Below are 16,817 nucleotides of genomic sequence, written 5' to 3'. Positions count from 1 at the left end.
ATGCAATCCGCTTTGAAGGCGACCCCGAAGCCCGATCTCGCGATCGATCGCGACTGGTGGCGAGGTGCCGTGATCTACCAGATCTATCCGCGCAGCTATCAGGATTCGAACGGCGACGGCATCGGCGACCTCAGGGGCATCATCGGCCGGCTGCCGTACATCGCCTCGCTTGATGCCGACGCCATCTGGATCTCGCCATTTTTCAAATCGCCGATGAAGGATTTCGGCTACGACGTGTCGGATTATTGCGACGTCGATCCGATGTTCGGCACGCTGGCCGACTTCGACGCGCTGACCGCAGAGGCGCACCGGCTTGGCCTCAAGGTGATGATCGACGAGGTGCTCTCGCACACCGCCGACATCCATCCATGGTTCAAGGAAAGCCGTTCGAGCCGCAGCAATCCAAAAGCCGACTGGTATGTCTGGGCGGATGCCAAGCCGGACGGCACGCCGCCCAACAACTGGCTGTCGATCTTCGGCGGCTCGGCCTGGCAGTGGGACACCAGCCGCCAGCAATATTACCTGCATAATTTCCTGGCCGAGCAGCCCGACCTCAACTTCCACAGCCGCGCGGTCCAGGACGCGCTGCTCGATGTCACCCGCTTCTGGCTGGAGCGCGGCGTCGATGGCTTTCGCCTCGATACCATCAATTTCTACTTCCACAGCCAAGGCCTGGAAGACAATCCGCCGCTGCCGCCCGAGCAGCGCAACGACCAGACGGCGCCGGCCGTCAACCCCTACAACTACCAGGACCATCTCTACGACAAGAGCCGGCCTGAAAACCTCGGCTTCCTCGAACGCTTCCGCGCCTTGCTCGACGAATATCCGGCGACGGCCGCGGTTGGCGAAGTCGGCGATTCGCAGCGTGGGCTGGAAGTGGTGGCGGCCTATACGGCAGGCGGCAAACGCGTGCATATGTGCTACTCCTTCGACTTCCTGGCGCCGGAGAAGATCAGCGCGGCAAAGGTGCGCTCGGTGCTGGAAACCTTCGGCAAGGTGGCCAGCGACGGTTGGTCGTGCTGGGCCTTCTCCAACCATGACGTGATGCGCCCTGCCTCGCGCTGGGCTGCCGGCGAGCCCGACCCGACCGCCTACCTCAAGGTCATCTCGGCGCTGCTGATGTCGTTGCGCGGCTCGGTCTGCATCTATCAGGGCGAGGAGCTCGGGCTTAGCGAGGCCGAGCTCAGCTTCGAGGATCTGCAGGACCCATACGGCATCCGCTTCTGGCCGGAATTCAAGGGCCGCGATGGCTGCCGCACGCCGATGGTTTGGGACGGCGCTGCCCGCAATGGCGGCTTCTCGACGGCAAAGCCCTGGCTGCCGGTGCCCAGCAAGCATCTTGCGCAAGCGGTCAATGTGCAGCAGGGCGACGACGGCTCGCTGCTCGAGCACTATCGGCGCTTCCTGGCTTTCCGCCGCGCCCATCCGGCGCTGGCCAAGGGCGATATCGAGTTCATCGAAAGCGAGGGCGACACCGTCGCCTTCACGCGCCGCGAAGGCAACGAGCAGATCGTCTGCGCCTTCAATCTCGGAGCAAAGCCGGCCGAGGTCGATCTCGGCGGCCGCTCACTGCAGCCCTTGCCGGGACACGGGTTTTCGGGACAGACTGGCGCCGGCACTATCCGCCTCGGCGGCTACGGCGCCTGGTTCGGGCGTATCGACTGAATTCAAGGAAGAACTGGAGGGTACCATGGCCGATGTCACGCTAAGGCAAGTGAAGAAATCATACGGCAATCTCAACATTCTGCACGGCGTCGACCTCGACATAAAGTCGGGCGAATTCATCGTCTTCGTCGGTCCGTCTGGTTGCGGCAAGTCGACCTTGCTGCGCTGCATCGCCGGGCTGGAGGAGATCACCTCAGGCGAGCTCAAGATAGACGGCGAAATCGTCAACGACGTGCCGCCGTCGAAGCGCGGCATCGCCATGGTGTTCCAGTCCTATGCGCTCTATCCGCACATGACCGTCTACGACAACATGGCGTTCTCGATGAAGATCGGCAAGGAAAGCAAGGCCGAGATCGACAAGCGGGTGCGCCAGGCGGCCGAGATCCTGCAGCTGACCAAATATCTCGACCGTCTGCCCAAGGCGATGTCGGGCGGCCAGCGCCAGCGCGTCGCTATCGGCCGCGCCATCGTGCGCAATCCCAAGGTCTTCCTGTTCGACGAGCCGCTGTCCAACCTCGACGCGGCGCTGCGCGTCGCTACCCGCATCGAGATCGCCAAGCTCAAGGAATCGATGCCGGCCACAACGATGATCTACGTCACCCACGACCAGGTCGAGGCGATGACGCTGGCCGACCGCATCGTGGTTCTGAAGGAAGGCCATATCGAACAGGTCGGCACGCCGATGGAGCTCTACAAGCGGCCCGGCAATCTGTTCGTCGCCCAGTTCATCGGCTCGCCGGCGATGAACATCCTGCCGGCAACGATCGACAGGACCGGCGACCCCACCGTCGTCAGCCATGTCGGCGGCCGCAAGGCAACGGTGCCGATCACAACACCCGCCTCGGTGAAAGGCGCTGCGGTGAGCTTCGGCGTGCGGCCGGAGGATCTGATGATTGCCACCGGCGCCGACTATTTGTTCGAAGGGACGGTCGATTATGTCGAGCAGCTCGGCGAGGTCCAACTCGTCTATGTCGACATCGGCCGCGCCGACCTGCCGCTGGTGACCAAGCTGCCGGGCAATGTCGAGGTCAAGCGCGGAGCGACGCTGCGGCTGACGGCGGACGCAGGCGACCTGCATATTTTCGACGCCGACGGGCGCTCTTTCGCGCTCCATGAAGCAGAAGCAAAGGCGGCTTGAAGCAGGCGCTTTTCCGCCATGCAAAGACAAGAGCGGCGGGCATGGCCCGCCGCTCTTGTTTGGAATTCCAGTTCGGCTGTTAGAGCGGTTCATCGTTTCATGGAAACGCCGAACCGCTCTATCTCTTTGTTTTGACGCAATTCCGGACGGAAAACCGTTTCACACTTTTCCTGGAATTGCTCTAGTTGTTACCGAAGAGGTTGCGGTCGGCGCCCTGAGGCGCGGACTTGGGCACATCGCCAGACGAATTCAGCAGTTTGTAGATCGGCGAATTGCTGTCACGTACCGAAAACGTCTGCGTCTTGTCGACGTTGACGGTCGACTGCTTGTTGATGTCGGTCCCGCCAACATTGTCGTTGCGGGCATAGGCGCTGCCGGCGGCAATCAAGAGAGCGAAGGCAGTAAGAACAATCTTTTTCATTTGGGTACTCCTGGATTTTCGAATCAAGCGGCGGGCTCACCCGCCGCTTTGATGCTGGGATCGGCTATTAGTTGTTGCCGAAGAGGTTGCGGTCGGCGCCCTGGACGACCGGCTGCTTTTCAGCATGGTCCGACGTCTTGACGGAAGCCGTGTACGAGCTATCGACGGAAGGCGCAGGCTGGTTGGCACCGTTGGAACCATAATTGTCGCTAGCGGCGAAAGCGCTGCCGGTGATGGCCAGAACGGCGGCGGCAGCAAGAACGATCTTTTTCATTTTAATACTCCTGAATTTCTCGGGTCCCGGGCGGCGGATAATGCCCGCCGCCCTGATGCTGGGATCGGCTGTTAGTTGTTGCCGAAGAGGTTACGGTCGGCGCCCTGGACAGGCTGCTCGTCAGCATGAGCCGGCTTCTGAATGGAAGCCGTGTACGAGCTGTCGACCGAAGCGGCAGGCTGGTTCGCACCCTTGGAACCAAAGTTGTCGCTGCCAGCGAAGGCGCTGCCGGTGATGGCCAAAACGGCGACGGCGGCAAGAGCGATCTTTTTCATTTTAGTACTCCAGTATCTCAGTTTTTCCGTCCGGCGAGCGGCGTGTCTTGGGAGGAATTCGCGTCGTTCGGACAGCCCCGATGTGGGAAAGGCAATGGCCAGTTTCCAATCACGAAGTTGTTTGGTGTGGACCAAGAATCTACACCTTGAAATTGTGCCAGAGATTCCCTCCGCCACAATTTTATTGCTAAATATCAAGTAGATAGCCCATAGCATCGGTCTGGCTGCAAGGTGGCTTGGAGAGGCAGCGTTCACAGCGTCCTGCACGCATTGTCAACAGAAACGAACCGTTCGGTTCGATTTTTTAAACCGATAAAAGTAGCAGCAGCGGTTGTTTGTCGAATCGTTAACCATTTCAGCCAAACGCGACCTTGCCGTTCTACCTGTTTTCGGCCCGTTTATGCCGGGCAGCGAAGACTGCAACGGAGCAAGCAGAACCGGATCAGACCCCGTAGCGTTCGGTGCGGATGAGTGCCGCCGGGACGCCGGCATCGATCAGTGCCTCGGCGGCGGCCGTCACGAATGCGTTCGAGCCGCAGACGAAGGCCAGCTTCGGCGGCGCGGGCAGCCTCGTCATGGCTTGCACCATCATCGCGGCGTCGATCCGCCGCGCATAATCCGCCGGACGGCGGGCCGGCTCGCGCGTCAGCGTCAGCACCAGGTCGAAGCCATCCCGGCGCTCGGCGAGGTCGATCAACTCGTCGCGAAAGATCACCTCGTCCCAGACCCGCGCGGAAAATACCAAGGCGGCGGCGACCAGCGACCCCCGCATCGCCCGGTGACGGACCATCGACATCAGCGGCACTACGCCCGACCCGCCGCCGACGAGCAGGAGCGGTCCGCCATCGCTGTCGGACCAGACGAAATGGCCGCCGAGCGGCCCGCGCAATTCGACGTCGTCGCCCACCGCCGCAATCTCGTGAAAGAACGGCGAGACCTCGCCGTCCTCGAGTTTTTCAATCGCCAGTTCGATGGTCTCGCCGGTCTCCGGCGCCGAGGCGATGGAATAGGAGCGGCGCGCCTGATAACCGTCAGGCGCCGTCAGCCTGACGTCGACATGCTGTCCGGCACGGTAAGCGAAGGGCCGCGATGGCTGCAGGAAAAAGCTGGTGACGCGCGGCGTGCGCTTTTGGATGCGGGTGATGGTGACTGTCTGCCAGGGCGACTGCGCCGCCGGTGCGTCGCTCATGGATCGTTCGTGTAGCGCTGCTCGCGCCACGGGTCGCCATAGATATGATAGCCTCGCAACTCCCAGAAACCCGGCTCGTCACGCTCGGTGAACTGCAGCCCGTTCAGCCATTTGGCCGATTTCCAGAAATAGAGATGTGGAACGAGCAGCCGCGCCGGCCCGCCATGATCGGGGGTGATCGGCTTGCCCTCGTAAAGCAGTGCCACCATCGCCTTGCCGCCGGTGAGATCCTTCGTCGGCACGTTGGTGGAATAGCCGTCGAAACCCAGCGCCAGCGTGAAGGCGGTGGGCGGCTCGATGCCGGCGTCGGCAAGGATGTCGTCGACCAGCACGCCCTGCCACGCCGTGTCGAACTTGGTCCATGCGGTCACGCAATGGATGTCGCGCGTCATCTTGGTCAAGGACAGCGCATTGAACTCGGCCCAGTTCCACTTCTTGATCGGCCGCGGCCCGTGCTTAAGCGTGAACGACCAATCCTCGGTGCGCACATGCGGCGTCGGGCCGGCCGACAGGACCGGGAAACCTTGCTCGAGATACTGCCCCGGCGGGATACGTGCATTCGTATCCGTCGGGGGCTTTCGTCCGGAAGAGAAGCCTCGGGTAACCATCGAGAATATCCGTTTGCGCAAGGTCCAATCGACCCTTGTCAGTTTTCTCGAAGACGCGCCCGCGGGCAACCGAAATCTTGGCTCGGCCTGGCGGCAGTGCTCTACGTCGATCTTGGCAGCGCGGCGCGTGCCTCAGCCACTGGCAAAGGGCACGGCGACAAACATCTGGGCGTCGCCGCGCTCGACAAGCAGCAGCACCGATTTCTTGCCGGATTTGGCAGCCTGAGAAATCGCCTGGTTAGCCTGCCTGGCGCTCCTCACCGGATGCTGGTCGACGGCGACGATGATGTCGCCGGGCTGAATGCCGGAAGCCGATGCCGCCTTGTTCGGGTCGACGCGCTCGACCAGTGCGCCGTGCTGGTTGCCTGCCAGGTTCATTGCCTGGCGCACATCCGGGGTGACGTCCATCAGGCCGAGACCGAGCGTCGGTGCGCGAAGGCCCTGCCCCGTCGACGGCTGACCCTGATCGCCGGCCACCGATCCCGTCGCCATATCGTCTTCGTTGCGCCCGATCTCGACGGAGATCTGCAGGCCCTTCCCCTTGCGCCAGACATTGAGCGCTTCCCTCGTGCCGGGCGCAATGTCGGCGACGGCGCGTGACAGGTCCCTTGGATCCTTTATGTCCCGGCCGGCGAAGCTGGTAATGACATCGCCGGTCTCGATGCCGGCCTTGGCGGCCGGCGATCCGTCGCTGACCTGCGCGACCAGCACGCCGGCGGGGTGATCGAGGCCGATGGCGCTCGCCATATCAGGCGTCACCGGCTGGATCTGGACGCCGAGATAGCCGTACTGGATGGAGCCGCCCTTCATCAGCTTGGCGACGACCTTTTGCGCCTGGTCCGAGGGGATGGCGAAGCCGACGCCGACGCTGCCGCCATTCGGCGAAAAGATCGCCGTGTTGATGCCAACGACATTGCCGTTCACATCCGTCAGCGCGCCGCCGGAATTGCCCCGGTTGATCGGTGCGTCGATCTGGATGAAATCGTCAAACGGCCCGCTGTGCAGGTCGCGGCCGCGCGCCGAGACGATGCCGGCCGTGACGGTGGTGCCAAGGCCGAAAGGATTGCCGAAGGCGAGCACCTGATCGCCCGGCATGAGCTTGTCGGAATCGCCCCATTTGACGGTCGGCAAGGGCTTGCCGGCTTGGACCTCGAGCACGGCAAGATCGTTCTTGGCGTCATGGCCGATCAATTTGGCGGGAAGCTCGGTGCCGTCGTCGAGCGTCACCTTGATCGACTGGGCGCCGTCGACGACGTGATTGTTGGTGACGATGGTGCCGTCGGCGCCGACGATGAAGCCTGAACCGAGGGCCTCGGTGCGCGGCGCCTGCTCCGGCGGTGTTTTGGGGGCGGGCTGTCCCTGGTCATCGAAGAAATGGCGGAAATAATCGTCGAAAGGCGAGTTTCCGCCGAAGGGAGAGGCGTCGCTCATGGTGTCCGGCTGTTGGGCTTTCATGACCGTCGTGATGGTCACCACTGCCGGTTTGTCGGCCGCCACGACCGGAGCGAACGAACCGCTGGGAGCGGTCATGCCGGTGACAGGTGGCGTCACTGTTGCCGCCAGGACATCATTCAGCCTGGGAGCGAGAGGCAGGGCGAAGGGGCTGACGATCAGCGCGGCGCCCAGCAAAGCGGCGACGCGATGTCTGCGAAGGGTCTGGATTGGTGACATGGCCGTTGTCCGGGCGAGAGATTGATCGGGCGCCGCAGCGTTCCGTCACCGGAACGCTCCATCGGCGTGTCGGCCTTGCCTGTCTCGCCTGGCACGGCGGCCGACCGAATCGACAGCCCCGCATCTAGGGCGCCGATCGTGGTTTCCAGATAATATTACGAAGATTTAATTTCCGGCTGGCAGCCGCCTTGCCGGGCTGGCGCCGAAAGCCGAAAACAAAAACCCGCCTTGCGGCGGGTCGTTGGGGCAAATCAGCACCATACCCAAATTACTAGCATAGCTGCCGGCACAAAGCAAGAACAAAATAGCTACCCAAGAAAAATCGCCTCAGGTTTGTGCCGCCCCTCACCGCCCCTGCCGAGGCTTCCTATGCCGCTGTCCCGTCCGTTCGCCTGAGATACGCCGAGGCGATCTCGCGCATCCGCCTGCCGTCGAAGCTCGGTCCATGACCGCCATGGCCGATGCGGATCGGCAGATCGAGCAGCCGCTGCATCGTGTGGCGGTAGGCGGCACGATCCGAATCCGGCAGGTCGTCGATCAGCGTGGCGTCGTAGATGGCGTCGCCGGCGAAGAACAGGCCGTCGGCCTCGTCGAACAGCGCGATCGAATCAGGAGAGTGGCCGGGCAGATGCAGGACGCGGAATTGGCGGTCGCCGAGGTCGACCCTATCGCCCTCGTCCAGGGTCCTAGTCAGCGGCGCTGGCGGAATCCTGTAATCGGCGGCTTTCCAGCCCTCCGCCGGCAGCCTGGAGACAGCCCCTTCCAGATCATGGAACATGTAGGCGTAGGTCACTGCTTCATCCATGCTGCCGAACTGCGCGGCGCTGTGGCGCGGCCCTGCCCGCAACGGAAACTCGTGCAGCGAGCCGACATGATCGAGATGGATATGCGTGGCGACGGCGAGCAGCGGCTTGCCGGCCGGCGTGTCGATCTGCGGCGCCAGCGGGCAGATCCCCATGCCGGTGTCGACCAGCAGGTCGACGTCGCGGCCGCGCAAATGCCAGATATTGGCGCGCACGAATTCATGCACGAAGGGCTCGGTCAGCATGGTCGTCTCTGCGTCGACGATGGTTTTGCTGAACCAGTTGTCCATCAGATCAAGGCCGGCATCAGACGAACGGCTTGCCGACCTTGTATTTTTGCGGGACCAGCCGCTTCAGATAGGCCATCCCCGCATCGGACAGCCGGTTGACATCGGGCAGCATGAAATCATCCGGCATATGGCGCGTCTTGCCGGCGACGTTCTTCAGCGGCACCTTCTTCAGCACGGTTTTCTTGCCGTCATATTGCAGCGCCACCGAACCGCCGCCCTCGTCGGCGACCGTGACCGCGAAGGCGCCGGCGTCGAAGGCCTCCTGCGCGTCCACCGCGCTGATGGCGCCGACATAGCCGCGCGGCATGTAGCCGAGCGCATCGACGCGCGCCCGCTTGCCCGGCAATCCCTCGGCCAGCGCGCGCTCCAAGGCTGCCGGCAGGTCGCTGCCCGACAGCTTGACGTTGCCGTGCTGGTCGCGCTCCAGCCTTTCCGGCGGCACCAGGCTTTCGACCAGCGCCTTGCCGTCGGCGGTGCTGACGCCTTCGGAGACGGCAACGATGCAGCGCTTGTGGCGGTCGAGCGTGGCGCGCACGTCGTCGATGAAGCCGGCCGCCGAGAACGGCCGCTCCGGCACGTAGACGAGATGCGGGCCGCTGTCCTGGTCGAGCTGCCATGCCGCGGACGCGGCCGTCAGGAAACCGGCATGCCGCCCCATGACGATGCCGACATAGATGCCCGGCAGAGCGCGGAAATCGAGATCGACCGAAAGAAACGCCCCGGCGACGAACTCGGCCGCCGACATGAAGCCGGGCGTGTGGTCGTTCTCCTCGAGATCGTTGTCGATGGTTTTCGGCGCATGGACGAAGGCGATCTTGCCGCCGGCGGCGTCGGTCAGGATCTGCTGCGTGCCCGACGTGTCGTTGCCGCCGATGTAGATGAAGGCGTCGGCGCCGGCTTTCTTCAAGCCGTTGAGGATGAGGTCGCAATAGGCGGCATCCGGCTTGTCGCGCGTCGAACCAAGCGCGGCGCTCGGCGTCGCCGCGATCAGCCGCAAACGGTCCTCGGGGATGGCGGAAAGATCGACGTAATTGCCGTCACGAATGCCGCGCACGCCGTGGATGGATCCCAGCACCTTGGCGCCGGGATGCCGCTTGCGGATTTCGAGCGCGGCGCCGACCACCGTCTGGTTGATGACGGCGGTTGGGCCGCCGCCTTGCGCGATGACAAAAGTTCCGGCCATTGGTCACGTCTCCCGGGCGATGAAAATCGCAGGCACATTCGCCTGTCTTGCGGCATCGCGCAACGGCAGAGTGATCGCTGAAAGCGAAGCCGCCGGTCAGACGACGACGACCGGATTCTTCTTGGAGACGCGGCTGTAGAGATCGATGATGTCCTGGTTGATCAGGCGCACGCAGCCCGACGACATCGCCTGGCCGATGCTCCGCCATTCGGGCGAGCCGTGGATGCGATAGCCGGTATCGCTGCCGTTCTGATAGATGTAGAGGGCACGCGCGCCGAGCGGATTGTCGAGGCCGCCCGGCTGTCCGCTCTGCCATTTCACCAGCTCCGGCTTGCGGGCGATCATCTCGGGCGGTGGGGTCCAGACCGGCCATTCCTTGCCGTACTGGATGTTGGCGCGGCCCGACCAGCGGAATCCGTCCTTGCCGATGCCGACGCCGTAACGGATCGCTTCGCCGCCGGGCTGCACCAGATAGAGCAGCCGCTCCTGCGAGTGAACGACGATCGTGCCGGGTTGCTCGCCGGTCGGATCGACGACAATCTGGCGGCGGAACTCCGGCTTGACCTTGAGGTAGGGCACCTCCGGTACATTGAAGCCACCGTCGGTGAGCGAAGCGTACATCACGTCGGGGCTGGTGATGTTCTTGTCGACGCTGATGCTCGGACGCACGGGCCGGATCGAGCCGGTGGTGACGTCGTCGAGCTGGAGCGACGGCAGATCCAGCGTCTGGCTGCAGCCGGCGACGCCGAGCAGCGCCAGCGCACCGGCGCCGGACAGCACCGTGCGGCGGGAAAGCTGTATTTCGGTTTCGATTGCGTCGCCATTATGCGGCAGCGACAGACCGTGCGGCAACTCACGCATTTACCCAAACCCTACGCTATCGGCGGGAAACACGGTCCGGCCGGATAGCAGGCATTTTCACCAATCATGGTTGAAAAAGCGTGAAGGCCAGCCATCTGCCGTTAACGAGGGGCTTTTTCGGTTTTTGCCTCTTTACATCTTCGCGAGGCCAAGGATTTATCCTCTTCTTTGAGCTCAAGGAGAAGAAAATGTCCTTCGAAAACTGGGCCGCATTTGCCGCCGCCTCGGCAGTCCTTCTGGTCATTCCGGGCCCGACCATCCTGCTGGTGGTGTCCTATGCGCTCGGCCAGGGCTGGCGCACCGCGCTGCCGATGGCAGTCGGCGTGGCGCTCGGCGACTTCACCGCGATGACACTGTCGATGCTGGGCATCGGCGCGCTGCTGGCGGCGTCGGCCACCGTATTCACCGTGCTGAAGGTGATCGGCGCCGGCTATCTGATCTATCTCGGCATCAAGCTGTTTCGCGCCGGCGGCGCGCTGCGGGCCGAACCGCGCACCGATGCGGTGTCATCGGCCAAGATGACGGCACATGCCTGGCTGGTTACCGCGCTCAATCCGAAAAGCATCACCTTTTTTGTCGCCTTCCTGCCGCAGTTCCTCGACCGGCATGCGGATTTCTGGACACAGATGCTGATCTTCGAGACGACCTTCCTGGCGCTCGCCTTCGCCAATGCCTTCGGTTATGCGCTGATTGCGGCAAGGGCGCGCAACGTCGTGCGCAATCCCAAGGCGATCCGCATCTTCAACCGCACCGGCGGCACGCTGCTGGTCGGCGCCGGCATCGCCACGGTGGCGATGCGCTCGGGCAACTGAGGACAAGCCATGGCGGTCAGGGATGCATTTGGCCTAGCGCTGTCTGGCGCGACGGAGGCCGGGTTTTCGTCCTACAGCCAGGCTGTGCGCGAATTGCAGTGCTTCATCGGCGATCCTGTCGGTTCCGTTGACCGGGCAATCGCCGAAGATCCCGGCTTCGTCATGGCGCATGTGTTCAAGGGTTATCTCTTTGGCCTCGCCACCGAGCGTGAAGCGACGGCGGTGGCCAAGGCATGTCACGAGGCAGCGCTGCCGCTTGCCGCGACGACGCGCGAGCAGGCGCATGTCGCCGCGCTTGGCCACCTTGCGGAGGGCCGCTGGCACGAGGCCGCCCGCGTGCTGGAGGATATCGCCATCGAGTTCCCGCTCGATGCGCTGGCGCTGCAGACCGGCCACCAGATCGACTTCTTCACCGGCAACGCCCGCATGCTGCGCGACCGCATCGGCCGCGCGCTGCCGTCCTGGCAGAGCGGCATGCCGGGCTACCACGCCATACTCGGCATGCAGGCCTTTGGGCTGGAGGAAATGGGCGACTACGCGCGCGCCGAAAAACTTGGCCGCACGGCGGTCGATATCGAGCCGCGCGACGGCTGGGCCCAGCATGCCGTCGCCCACGTCATGGAGATGCAGAGCCGGCAGAAGGACGGCATTCTGTGGATGCGCGCCAACCCCGAAGCGTGGACGCGGGAAAGCTTTCTGCAGGTGCACAATTGGTGGCATCTGGCGCTGTTCCATTACGACCTCGGCGAGACCGACGACGTGCTGGCGCTCTACGACGGGCCGATCTATGGCGAGCGCTCGACGCTGGCGCTCAACATGGTCGATGCCTCGGCGATCCTGTGGCGCCTGCATCTCGGCGGCGTCGATGTCGGCGACCGCTGGACGGCACTGGCCGCCAACTGGTTGCCCAAGGCCAGCGCCGGCCATTATGCCTTCAACGACGCCCACGCAATGATGGCGTTTGTCGGCGCCGGCCTCGAAGCGCCGGCCCGCGGCTTGCTCGAGGCGCAGCGCGAGGCGATGCAGGGCAAAGACGACAACGCTGGTTTCACCAGGGATGTCGGCCATCCCCTGACGCTCGCCATCAAGGCATTCGGCGACGGTAATTATGCCGGGACGATCCGCCTGATCCGGCCGATCCGGGCGATCGCCCATCGCTTCGGCGGCAGCCACGCCCAACGCGACGTCATCGACCTGACGCTGATCGAAGCGGCATTGCGTTCCGGTGATGGCGCGCTGGCGCGGGCGCTTGCGGCGGAACGCGCGCTGGCACGGCCGGACAGCCCGCTATCGGCACTGTTTTCACGGCGCGCAACCGCTCTCGCGGCGAATTGACCAAGGCCACATCTTGCCTTAAAAACTGCCCCGACCAGATTTTTTCGAGCGTCGAAAAAATCTTCTCGTGTTGACCGGGGTGCGTTTCCGGCGGCACGATTGCCGGGATATCTTCGCCGCCCGTGTCACAGGACCGGGCGGGGAAGCAAGAAAGACCGTCGCCGCCAGGCATGACGGACATGGGAGGAAACATGTATCTCGGCCTCGATCTCGGCACGTCGGGTGTCAAGGCGCTGCTGATCGATGCAAGGCAGAGCATCGTCGGTTCCGGCCATGCGCCGCTCGACGTGTCGCGCCCGCATCCCGGCTGGTCCGAGCAGAACCCGGCCGACTGGATCCGCGCCTGCGAAGCGGCGGTCGGCGAGCTGCGGTCAATGCATGCGAAGGAACTCGCGGCGGTCAAAGGCATCGGCCTTTCCGGCCATATGCATGGCGCCACTCTGCTTGATGCCGCCGATCGGGTGCTGCGCCCTTGCATCCTGTGGAACGACACGCGAAGCCACGCCGAGGCGGCTGCACTCGATGCCGACCCGCGCTTTCGCAAGCTGACCGGCAACATCGTCTTTCCCGGTTTCACCGCGCCGAAGCTGGCCTGGGTCAGGAACAACGAACCGGCTGTTTTCGCCAAGGTGGCAAGGGTTCTGCTGCCGAAGGACTTTTTGCGGCTCTGGCTCGCCGGCGAGCATATTTCGGAAATGTCGGATTCGGCTGGCACGTCGTGGCTCGATGTCGGCAGACGAGCCTGGTCCGCCGAACTGCTCGCTGTCACGTCGCTCGACGAAAGCCAGATGCCGTCGTTGGTCGAAGGCACGGCCAAGGCCGGTGCCTTGCGCGCCGAACTGGCCGCGAAATGGGGCATGCAGGCGGGCATCCCGATCGCCGGCGGTGCCGGCGACAATGCGGCTTCGGCCTGCGGCATGGGCACGGTCGGCGCCGGGCAGGCGTTCGTCTCGCTCGGCACGTCGGGCGTGCTTTTTGCCGCCAACGCGTCCTATCTGCCCAATCCGGAAAGCGCCGTGCATACCTTCTGCCACGCACTGCCCGGCACCTGGCACCAGATGGGCGTCATCCTGTCGGCAACCGATTCGCTCAACTGGCTGTCGGGGATCGCTGGAAAAAGCGCCGGCGAGTTGACCGCCGAACTCGGCGATGCGCTGCAGGCGCCGACCGGTGTCTCCTTCCTGCCCTATCTCTCAGGCGAACGGACGCCGCACAATGATTCCGCCATTCGCGGCGCGTTTACGGGGCTTGCACACGAATCCGGCCGCGCGGCGCTGACCCAGGCCGTGCTCGAAGGCGTCGCTTTCGCTTTCCGCGACAGCCTGGAAGCTCTGGCCAAGGCCGGCACGACGCTGACCCGGGTGACGGCGATCGGCGGCGGCTCGCGTTCGCGCTACTGGTTGAAGGCCATCGCCACCGCGCTTGGCCTGCCCATCGATATTCCCGCCGACGGCGATTTCGGCGCCGCGTTCGGTGCGGCCCGGCTTGGCCTGATCGCGGCGACCGCTGCCGATCCGCGCGCCGTGTGCACGGCGCCGGCGACGGACGCCACGGTCGAGCCGGTCGCCGCCCTCGGCGATGCCTATGCGCAGGCCTATCAGCGCTACCGCCAGCTCTACCCGGCGATCAGGAGCGCCACGGCGTGAGCGGTTTCCCGCCCTCGCTGCGGCGTGCCGAAAAGGCCTCACTGCGCCGGCACCTTGTCGAGAAAGCCGGTGACGCTTTTCAGCCGGCCATTTTCGATGATGCCGATATCGGTGCCTTCGATGACGGACTCGACGCCTTCCGGCCCGAGGTTCCAGGAGAAACGGATGGTATCGGCGAAGCCGTCCGGCTTGCCTTTCAGCGAGAATCTGAAGCCGGCAAAGCGCTGCTGCACGCCGTCGATCAGCGCCGCGATGCCGTCATGGCCGTCGCCCTGCATGATCGGATCGCGGTAGCCGACATCCTCGGTGAAGATCGCCTTGAGCAAGGCTTTCCTGCGCGCGGCGTCGCTCTCGTTCCAGGCGGCGATGTAGTTTTCGGCAATGGTGTTGAGGTCGATCATGGTCTGTCTCCTTCGTTGGGTGGCTTTGACATGAGCCTTTTCGACCAGCGCCAGCGAGAAACCAATTACGCCTGAGGTAATCAGGCCGAACCATGCGAGAGGAAAAGAACATGACCAGCGGTTTTTTCGGCGACATCCAACAGATCAAATATGAGGGACCGGATTCGACCAATCCGCTGGCCTACCGGTTCTACAATCCCGACGAGATCGTCGCCGGCAAGCGGCTGGAAGACCATCTGCGCTTTGCCGTCGCCTATTGGCATTCCTTTGCCTGGCCGGGCGGCGATCCGTTCGGCGGCCAGACGTTTGACCGGCCGTGGTTCCCCAAGGCCGGCGGTATCGACACGATGGAGCTGGCCAAGCTCAAGGCCGACGTCGCCTTCGAGATGTTTTCGTTGCTGGGCGCGCCTTATTTCTGCTTCCACGATGCCGATGTGCGGCCGGAGGGCCGGGACTTTTCCGAAAGTGCGGCGCGGCTCGACGAGATCGCCGATTATTTCTCGGGAAAGATGAAGCAGACTGGCGTCAAGCTGTTGTGGGGCACGGCCAACCTGTTCTCCAACCGCCGCTTCATGTCGGGCGCCGCCACCAATCCCGATCCGGACGTCTTTGCCTATTCGGCCGCGACGGTGAAACACTGCATCGACATCACCAAGCGGCTGAACGGCGAGAACTACGTGCTGTGGGGCGGCCGCGAGGGCTATGAGACGCTGCTCAACACCGACCTTGCCCGCGAGCAGGAACAGGCCGGCCGCTTTCTCAATCTGGTCGTCGACTACAAGCACAGGATCGGCTTCGAAGGCACCATCCTGATCGAGCCGAAGCCTCAGGAACCGACCAAGCACCAGTATGATTACGACGTCGCCACCGTCTATGGCTTCCTCAAGCGTTTCGGACTGGAGAACGAGGTCAAGCTCAACATCGAGCAAGGCCACGCCATCCTGGCCGGCCATTCGTTCGAGCATGAACTGGCGCTGGCCAATGCGCTCGGCATTTTCGGCTCGATCGACATGAACCGCAACGACTACCAATCGGGCTGGGACACCGACCAGTTCCCAAACAATGTACCGGAGATGGCGCTCGCCTATTATCACGTACTGCAGGCGGGCGGCTTCAAGACCGGCGGCACCAATTTCGACGCCAAGCTCAGGAGCCAGTCGCTCGATCCGCAGGATCTGCTGATCGGTCATATCGGCGGCATGGATTGCTGCGCTCGAGGCCTCAAGGCAGCGGCACGCATGGTCGAGGACAAGGCGCTGTCGGCGCCGCTCGCCGAGCGCTATGCCGGCTGGGATTCGGCCGAGGCCAAGGCGATGCTTGCCGGCAAGCGCACGCTGGAGGAAATTGCTGATCGCGTCGTCAAGGAGAAGATCGAGCCGCAGCCCCGATCCGGCCGCCAGGAACTGCTCGAGAACATCGTCAACCGGTACGTCTGAGGCGTGCCGTTTCGCGGCCGCATTTTCAGCGGCCGCGGATAAAGGCGGCTTCCGCGGGGCCGAAACCGACAAGGTTTGCCCGGTGCGACACTTTCGGTCTGCTTGCTGACCGGGCCTGGCATATGTCCTAGCCGTGATCGAGGCCTCTTAGGTAGACGCAGAACATGTCGGCCATGGCGTCGGCGTAGGCTTCGATCTCCGCCGGGGTTCGGGGCGCCTCCGAGAACTGCTTCCCCACCGTGCTCAGCGTCGTCATGACCAGGTCGCCGGCCAATTCGCGCGTCGCTTGCGCGGCGTTGGGCAGCGCCTCCTGCATGAAGAGCTGGATGGTGCGGTCTCCGGACGCCCTTGCCGCCTGCGCCTCAGGCGCGTCGCGGTAAAGCGGTGCGGCGTCGTCAAGCGCCACACGCACCGCAGCCTCGTCACACTCCGAGCGGAGGAAGGCGTGGACCAGGCCGCGCAGCCGTTCAAGCGGCGGTTTCCTGATATCCTCGAGGATGTCGCGCAGCAAGTCGGTCGTCTGCCGCCATTCGTCGCTCTGGAGCCGAAACAGGATCGCCGCCTTGTTCGGAAAATACTGATACAGCGATCCGACGCTGACACCGGCCTTCTCGGCCACCCGCGCCGTGGTGAAGCGCTGCGCGCCTTCCCTCGCCAAAACCTGAACAGCAGCCTCCAAAATCGCAGCAACGAGCTCCGCCGAGCGGGCCTGCTTGGGCTGTTTTCGCGAGGAAATCCGCGGACTTCGGTGATCGCTCATTGAGAGGCGCGCCAATGCGATTAGTGAATGCGACTGATTAGTCGTATTT

General features: G+C 63.8%; 17 protein-coding genes. 6 read left to right on the top strand and 11 right to left on the bottom strand.

Annotated features, from left to right (window positions below):
• The gene (gene bglA, locus NKH37_RS24800) at positions 1 to 1,665 is read left to right on the top strand and encodes a beta-galactosidase BglA (protein ID WP_353005965.1); all 1,665 of its coding nucleotides are present in this window, start codon (positions 1 to 3) and stop codon (positions 1,663 to 1,665) included.
• Between the two features lie 25 nt (positions 1,666 to 1,690).
• Positions 1,691 to 2,803 (top strand): ABC transporter ATP-binding protein, encoded by a 1,113-nt coding sequence (locus NKH37_RS24795; protein WP_352963138.1) that lies wholly within the window; start codon positions 1,691 to 1,693, stop codon positions 2,801 to 2,803.
• 181 nt (positions 2,804 to 2,984) lie between these two features.
• On the opposite strand, the gene NKH37_RS24790 is transcribed toward NKH37_RS24795, so the two are convergent.
• The 9 genes from NKH37_RS24790 to NKH37_RS24750 all read right to left on the bottom strand — a co-directional run bounded on the left by NKH37_RS24790 (position 2,985) and on the right by NKH37_RS24750 (position 10,378).
• Entirely contained in the window at positions 2,985 to 3,224 is a 240-nt protein-coding gene (locus NKH37_RS24790; RefSeq protein WP_352963136.1) for a DUF680 domain-containing protein, read from the bottom strand.
• A 67-nt stretch (positions 3,225 to 3,291) separates the two neighbouring features.
• Positions 3,292 to 3,498, bottom strand: coding sequence for a DUF680 domain-containing protein (locus tag NKH37_RS24785; protein ID WP_023718336.1), 207 nt, complete (start codon positions 3,496 to 3,498; stop codon positions 3,292 to 3,294).
• A gap of 71 nt (positions 3,499 to 3,569) precedes the next feature.
• Positions 3,570 to 3,773: a DUF680 domain-containing protein gene (locus tag NKH37_RS24780; protein WP_023718335.1), complete on the bottom strand. Its 204-nt coding sequence runs from the start codon at positions 3,771 to 3,773 to the stop codon at positions 3,570 to 3,572.
• A gap of 442 nt (positions 3,774 to 4,215) precedes the next feature.
• The gene (locus NKH37_RS24775) at positions 4,216 to 4,962 is read right to left on the bottom strand and encodes an FAD-binding oxidoreductase (protein WP_023718334.1); all 747 of its coding nucleotides are present in this window, start codon (positions 4,960 to 4,962) and stop codon (positions 4,216 to 4,218) included.
• A complete protein-coding gene (locus NKH37_RS24770) occupies positions 4,959 to 5,570 on the bottom strand; it encodes a molybdopterin-dependent oxidoreductase (RefSeq protein WP_352817125.1) in 612 nt (203 codons plus the stop codon). The genes NKH37_RS24775 and NKH37_RS24770 overlap by 4 nt, the downstream gene beginning before the upstream one ends.
• A gap of 132 nt (positions 5,571 to 5,702) precedes the next feature.
• Positions 5,703 to 7,241 (bottom strand): DegQ family serine endoprotease, encoded by a 1,539-nt coding sequence (locus NKH37_RS24765; protein ID WP_353005966.1) that lies wholly within the window; start codon positions 7,239 to 7,241, stop codon positions 5,703 to 5,705.
• 367 nt (positions 7,242 to 7,608) lie between these two features.
• Positions 7,609 to 8,334, bottom strand: a complete 726-nt coding sequence (locus NKH37_RS24760) for an MBL fold metallo-hydrolase (protein ID WP_353005967.1) — start codon at positions 8,332 to 8,334, stop codon at positions 7,609 to 7,611.
• A 16-nt stretch (positions 8,335 to 8,350) separates the two neighbouring features.
• Positions 8,351 to 9,517 carry a diphosphate--fructose-6-phosphate 1-phosphotransferase gene (locus tag NKH37_RS24755; protein ID WP_352451606.1) on the bottom strand — a complete coding sequence of 389 codons (1,167 nt, stop codon included), beginning with the start codon at positions 9,515 to 9,517 and terminating at the stop codon, positions 8,351 to 8,353.
• Positions 9,518 to 9,613: 96 nt separating this feature from the next.
• Entirely contained in the window at positions 9,614 to 10,378 is a 765-nt protein-coding gene (locus NKH37_RS24750; RefSeq protein ID WP_352484715.1) for a L,D-transpeptidase, read from the bottom strand.
• Positions 10,379 to 10,566: 188 nt separating this feature from the next.
• Between NKH37_RS24750 and NKH37_RS24745 the strand changes: the two genes are divergently transcribed.
• The 3 genes from NKH37_RS24745 (at position 10,567) to xylB (ending at position 14,171) form a co-directional block, all read left to right on the top strand.
• Positions 10,567 to 11,190 (top strand): LysE family translocator, encoded by a 624-nt coding sequence (locus NKH37_RS24745; RefSeq protein ID WP_023718327.1) that lies wholly within the window; start codon positions 10,567 to 10,569, stop codon positions 11,188 to 11,190.
• Positions 11,191 to 11,199: 9 nt separating this feature from the next.
• The gene (locus tag NKH37_RS24740) at positions 11,200 to 12,525 is read left to right on the top strand and encodes a tetratricopeptide repeat protein (RefSeq protein ID WP_352817113.1); all 1,326 of its coding nucleotides are present in this window, start codon (positions 11,200 to 11,202) and stop codon (positions 12,523 to 12,525) included.
• A 191-nt stretch (positions 12,526 to 12,716) separates the two neighbouring features.
• Complete coding sequence (gene xylB / locus NKH37_RS24735; protein ID WP_353005989.1) at positions 12,717 to 14,171, top strand: xylulokinase; 1,455 nt, start codon at positions 12,717 to 12,719, stop codon at positions 14,169 to 14,171.
• Positions 14,172 to 14,209: 38 nt separating this feature from the next.
• Here the strand turns inward: xylB and NKH37_RS24730 are convergent, their stop codons facing one another.
• Positions 14,210 to 14,572: a nuclear transport factor 2 family protein gene (locus tag NKH37_RS24730; protein WP_353005968.1), complete on the bottom strand. Its 363-nt coding sequence runs from the start codon at positions 14,570 to 14,572 to the stop codon at positions 14,210 to 14,212.
• A gap of 110 nt (positions 14,573 to 14,682) precedes the next feature.
• Here NKH37_RS24730 and xylA point away from each other — a divergent pair, with 110 nt between their 5' ends.
• Positions 14,683 to 16,008 carry a xylose isomerase gene (xylA, locus tag NKH37_RS24725; protein ID WP_353041668.1) on the top strand — a complete coding sequence of 442 codons (1,326 nt, stop codon included), beginning with the start codon at positions 14,683 to 14,685 and terminating at the stop codon, positions 16,006 to 16,008.
• Positions 16,009 to 16,135: 127 nt separating this feature from the next.
• On the opposite strand, the gene NKH37_RS24720 is transcribed toward xylA, so the two are convergent.
• A complete protein-coding gene (locus NKH37_RS24720; protein ID WP_353005970.1) occupies positions 16,136 to 16,768 on the bottom strand; it encodes a TetR/AcrR family transcriptional regulator in 633 nt (210 codons plus the stop codon).
• Positions 16,769 to 16,817 lie beyond the last annotated feature (49 nt).

Origin of the sequence: Mesorhizobium sp. M1217 (assembly GCF_040318275.1) — a bacterium.
Taxonomy (GTDB): domain Bacteria; phylum Pseudomonadota; class Alphaproteobacteria; order Rhizobiales; family Rhizobiaceae; genus Mesorhizobium.
Note: the sequence above shows the minus strand (reverse complement) of the source record. Positions and strands in the feature narration are given on the sequence as shown.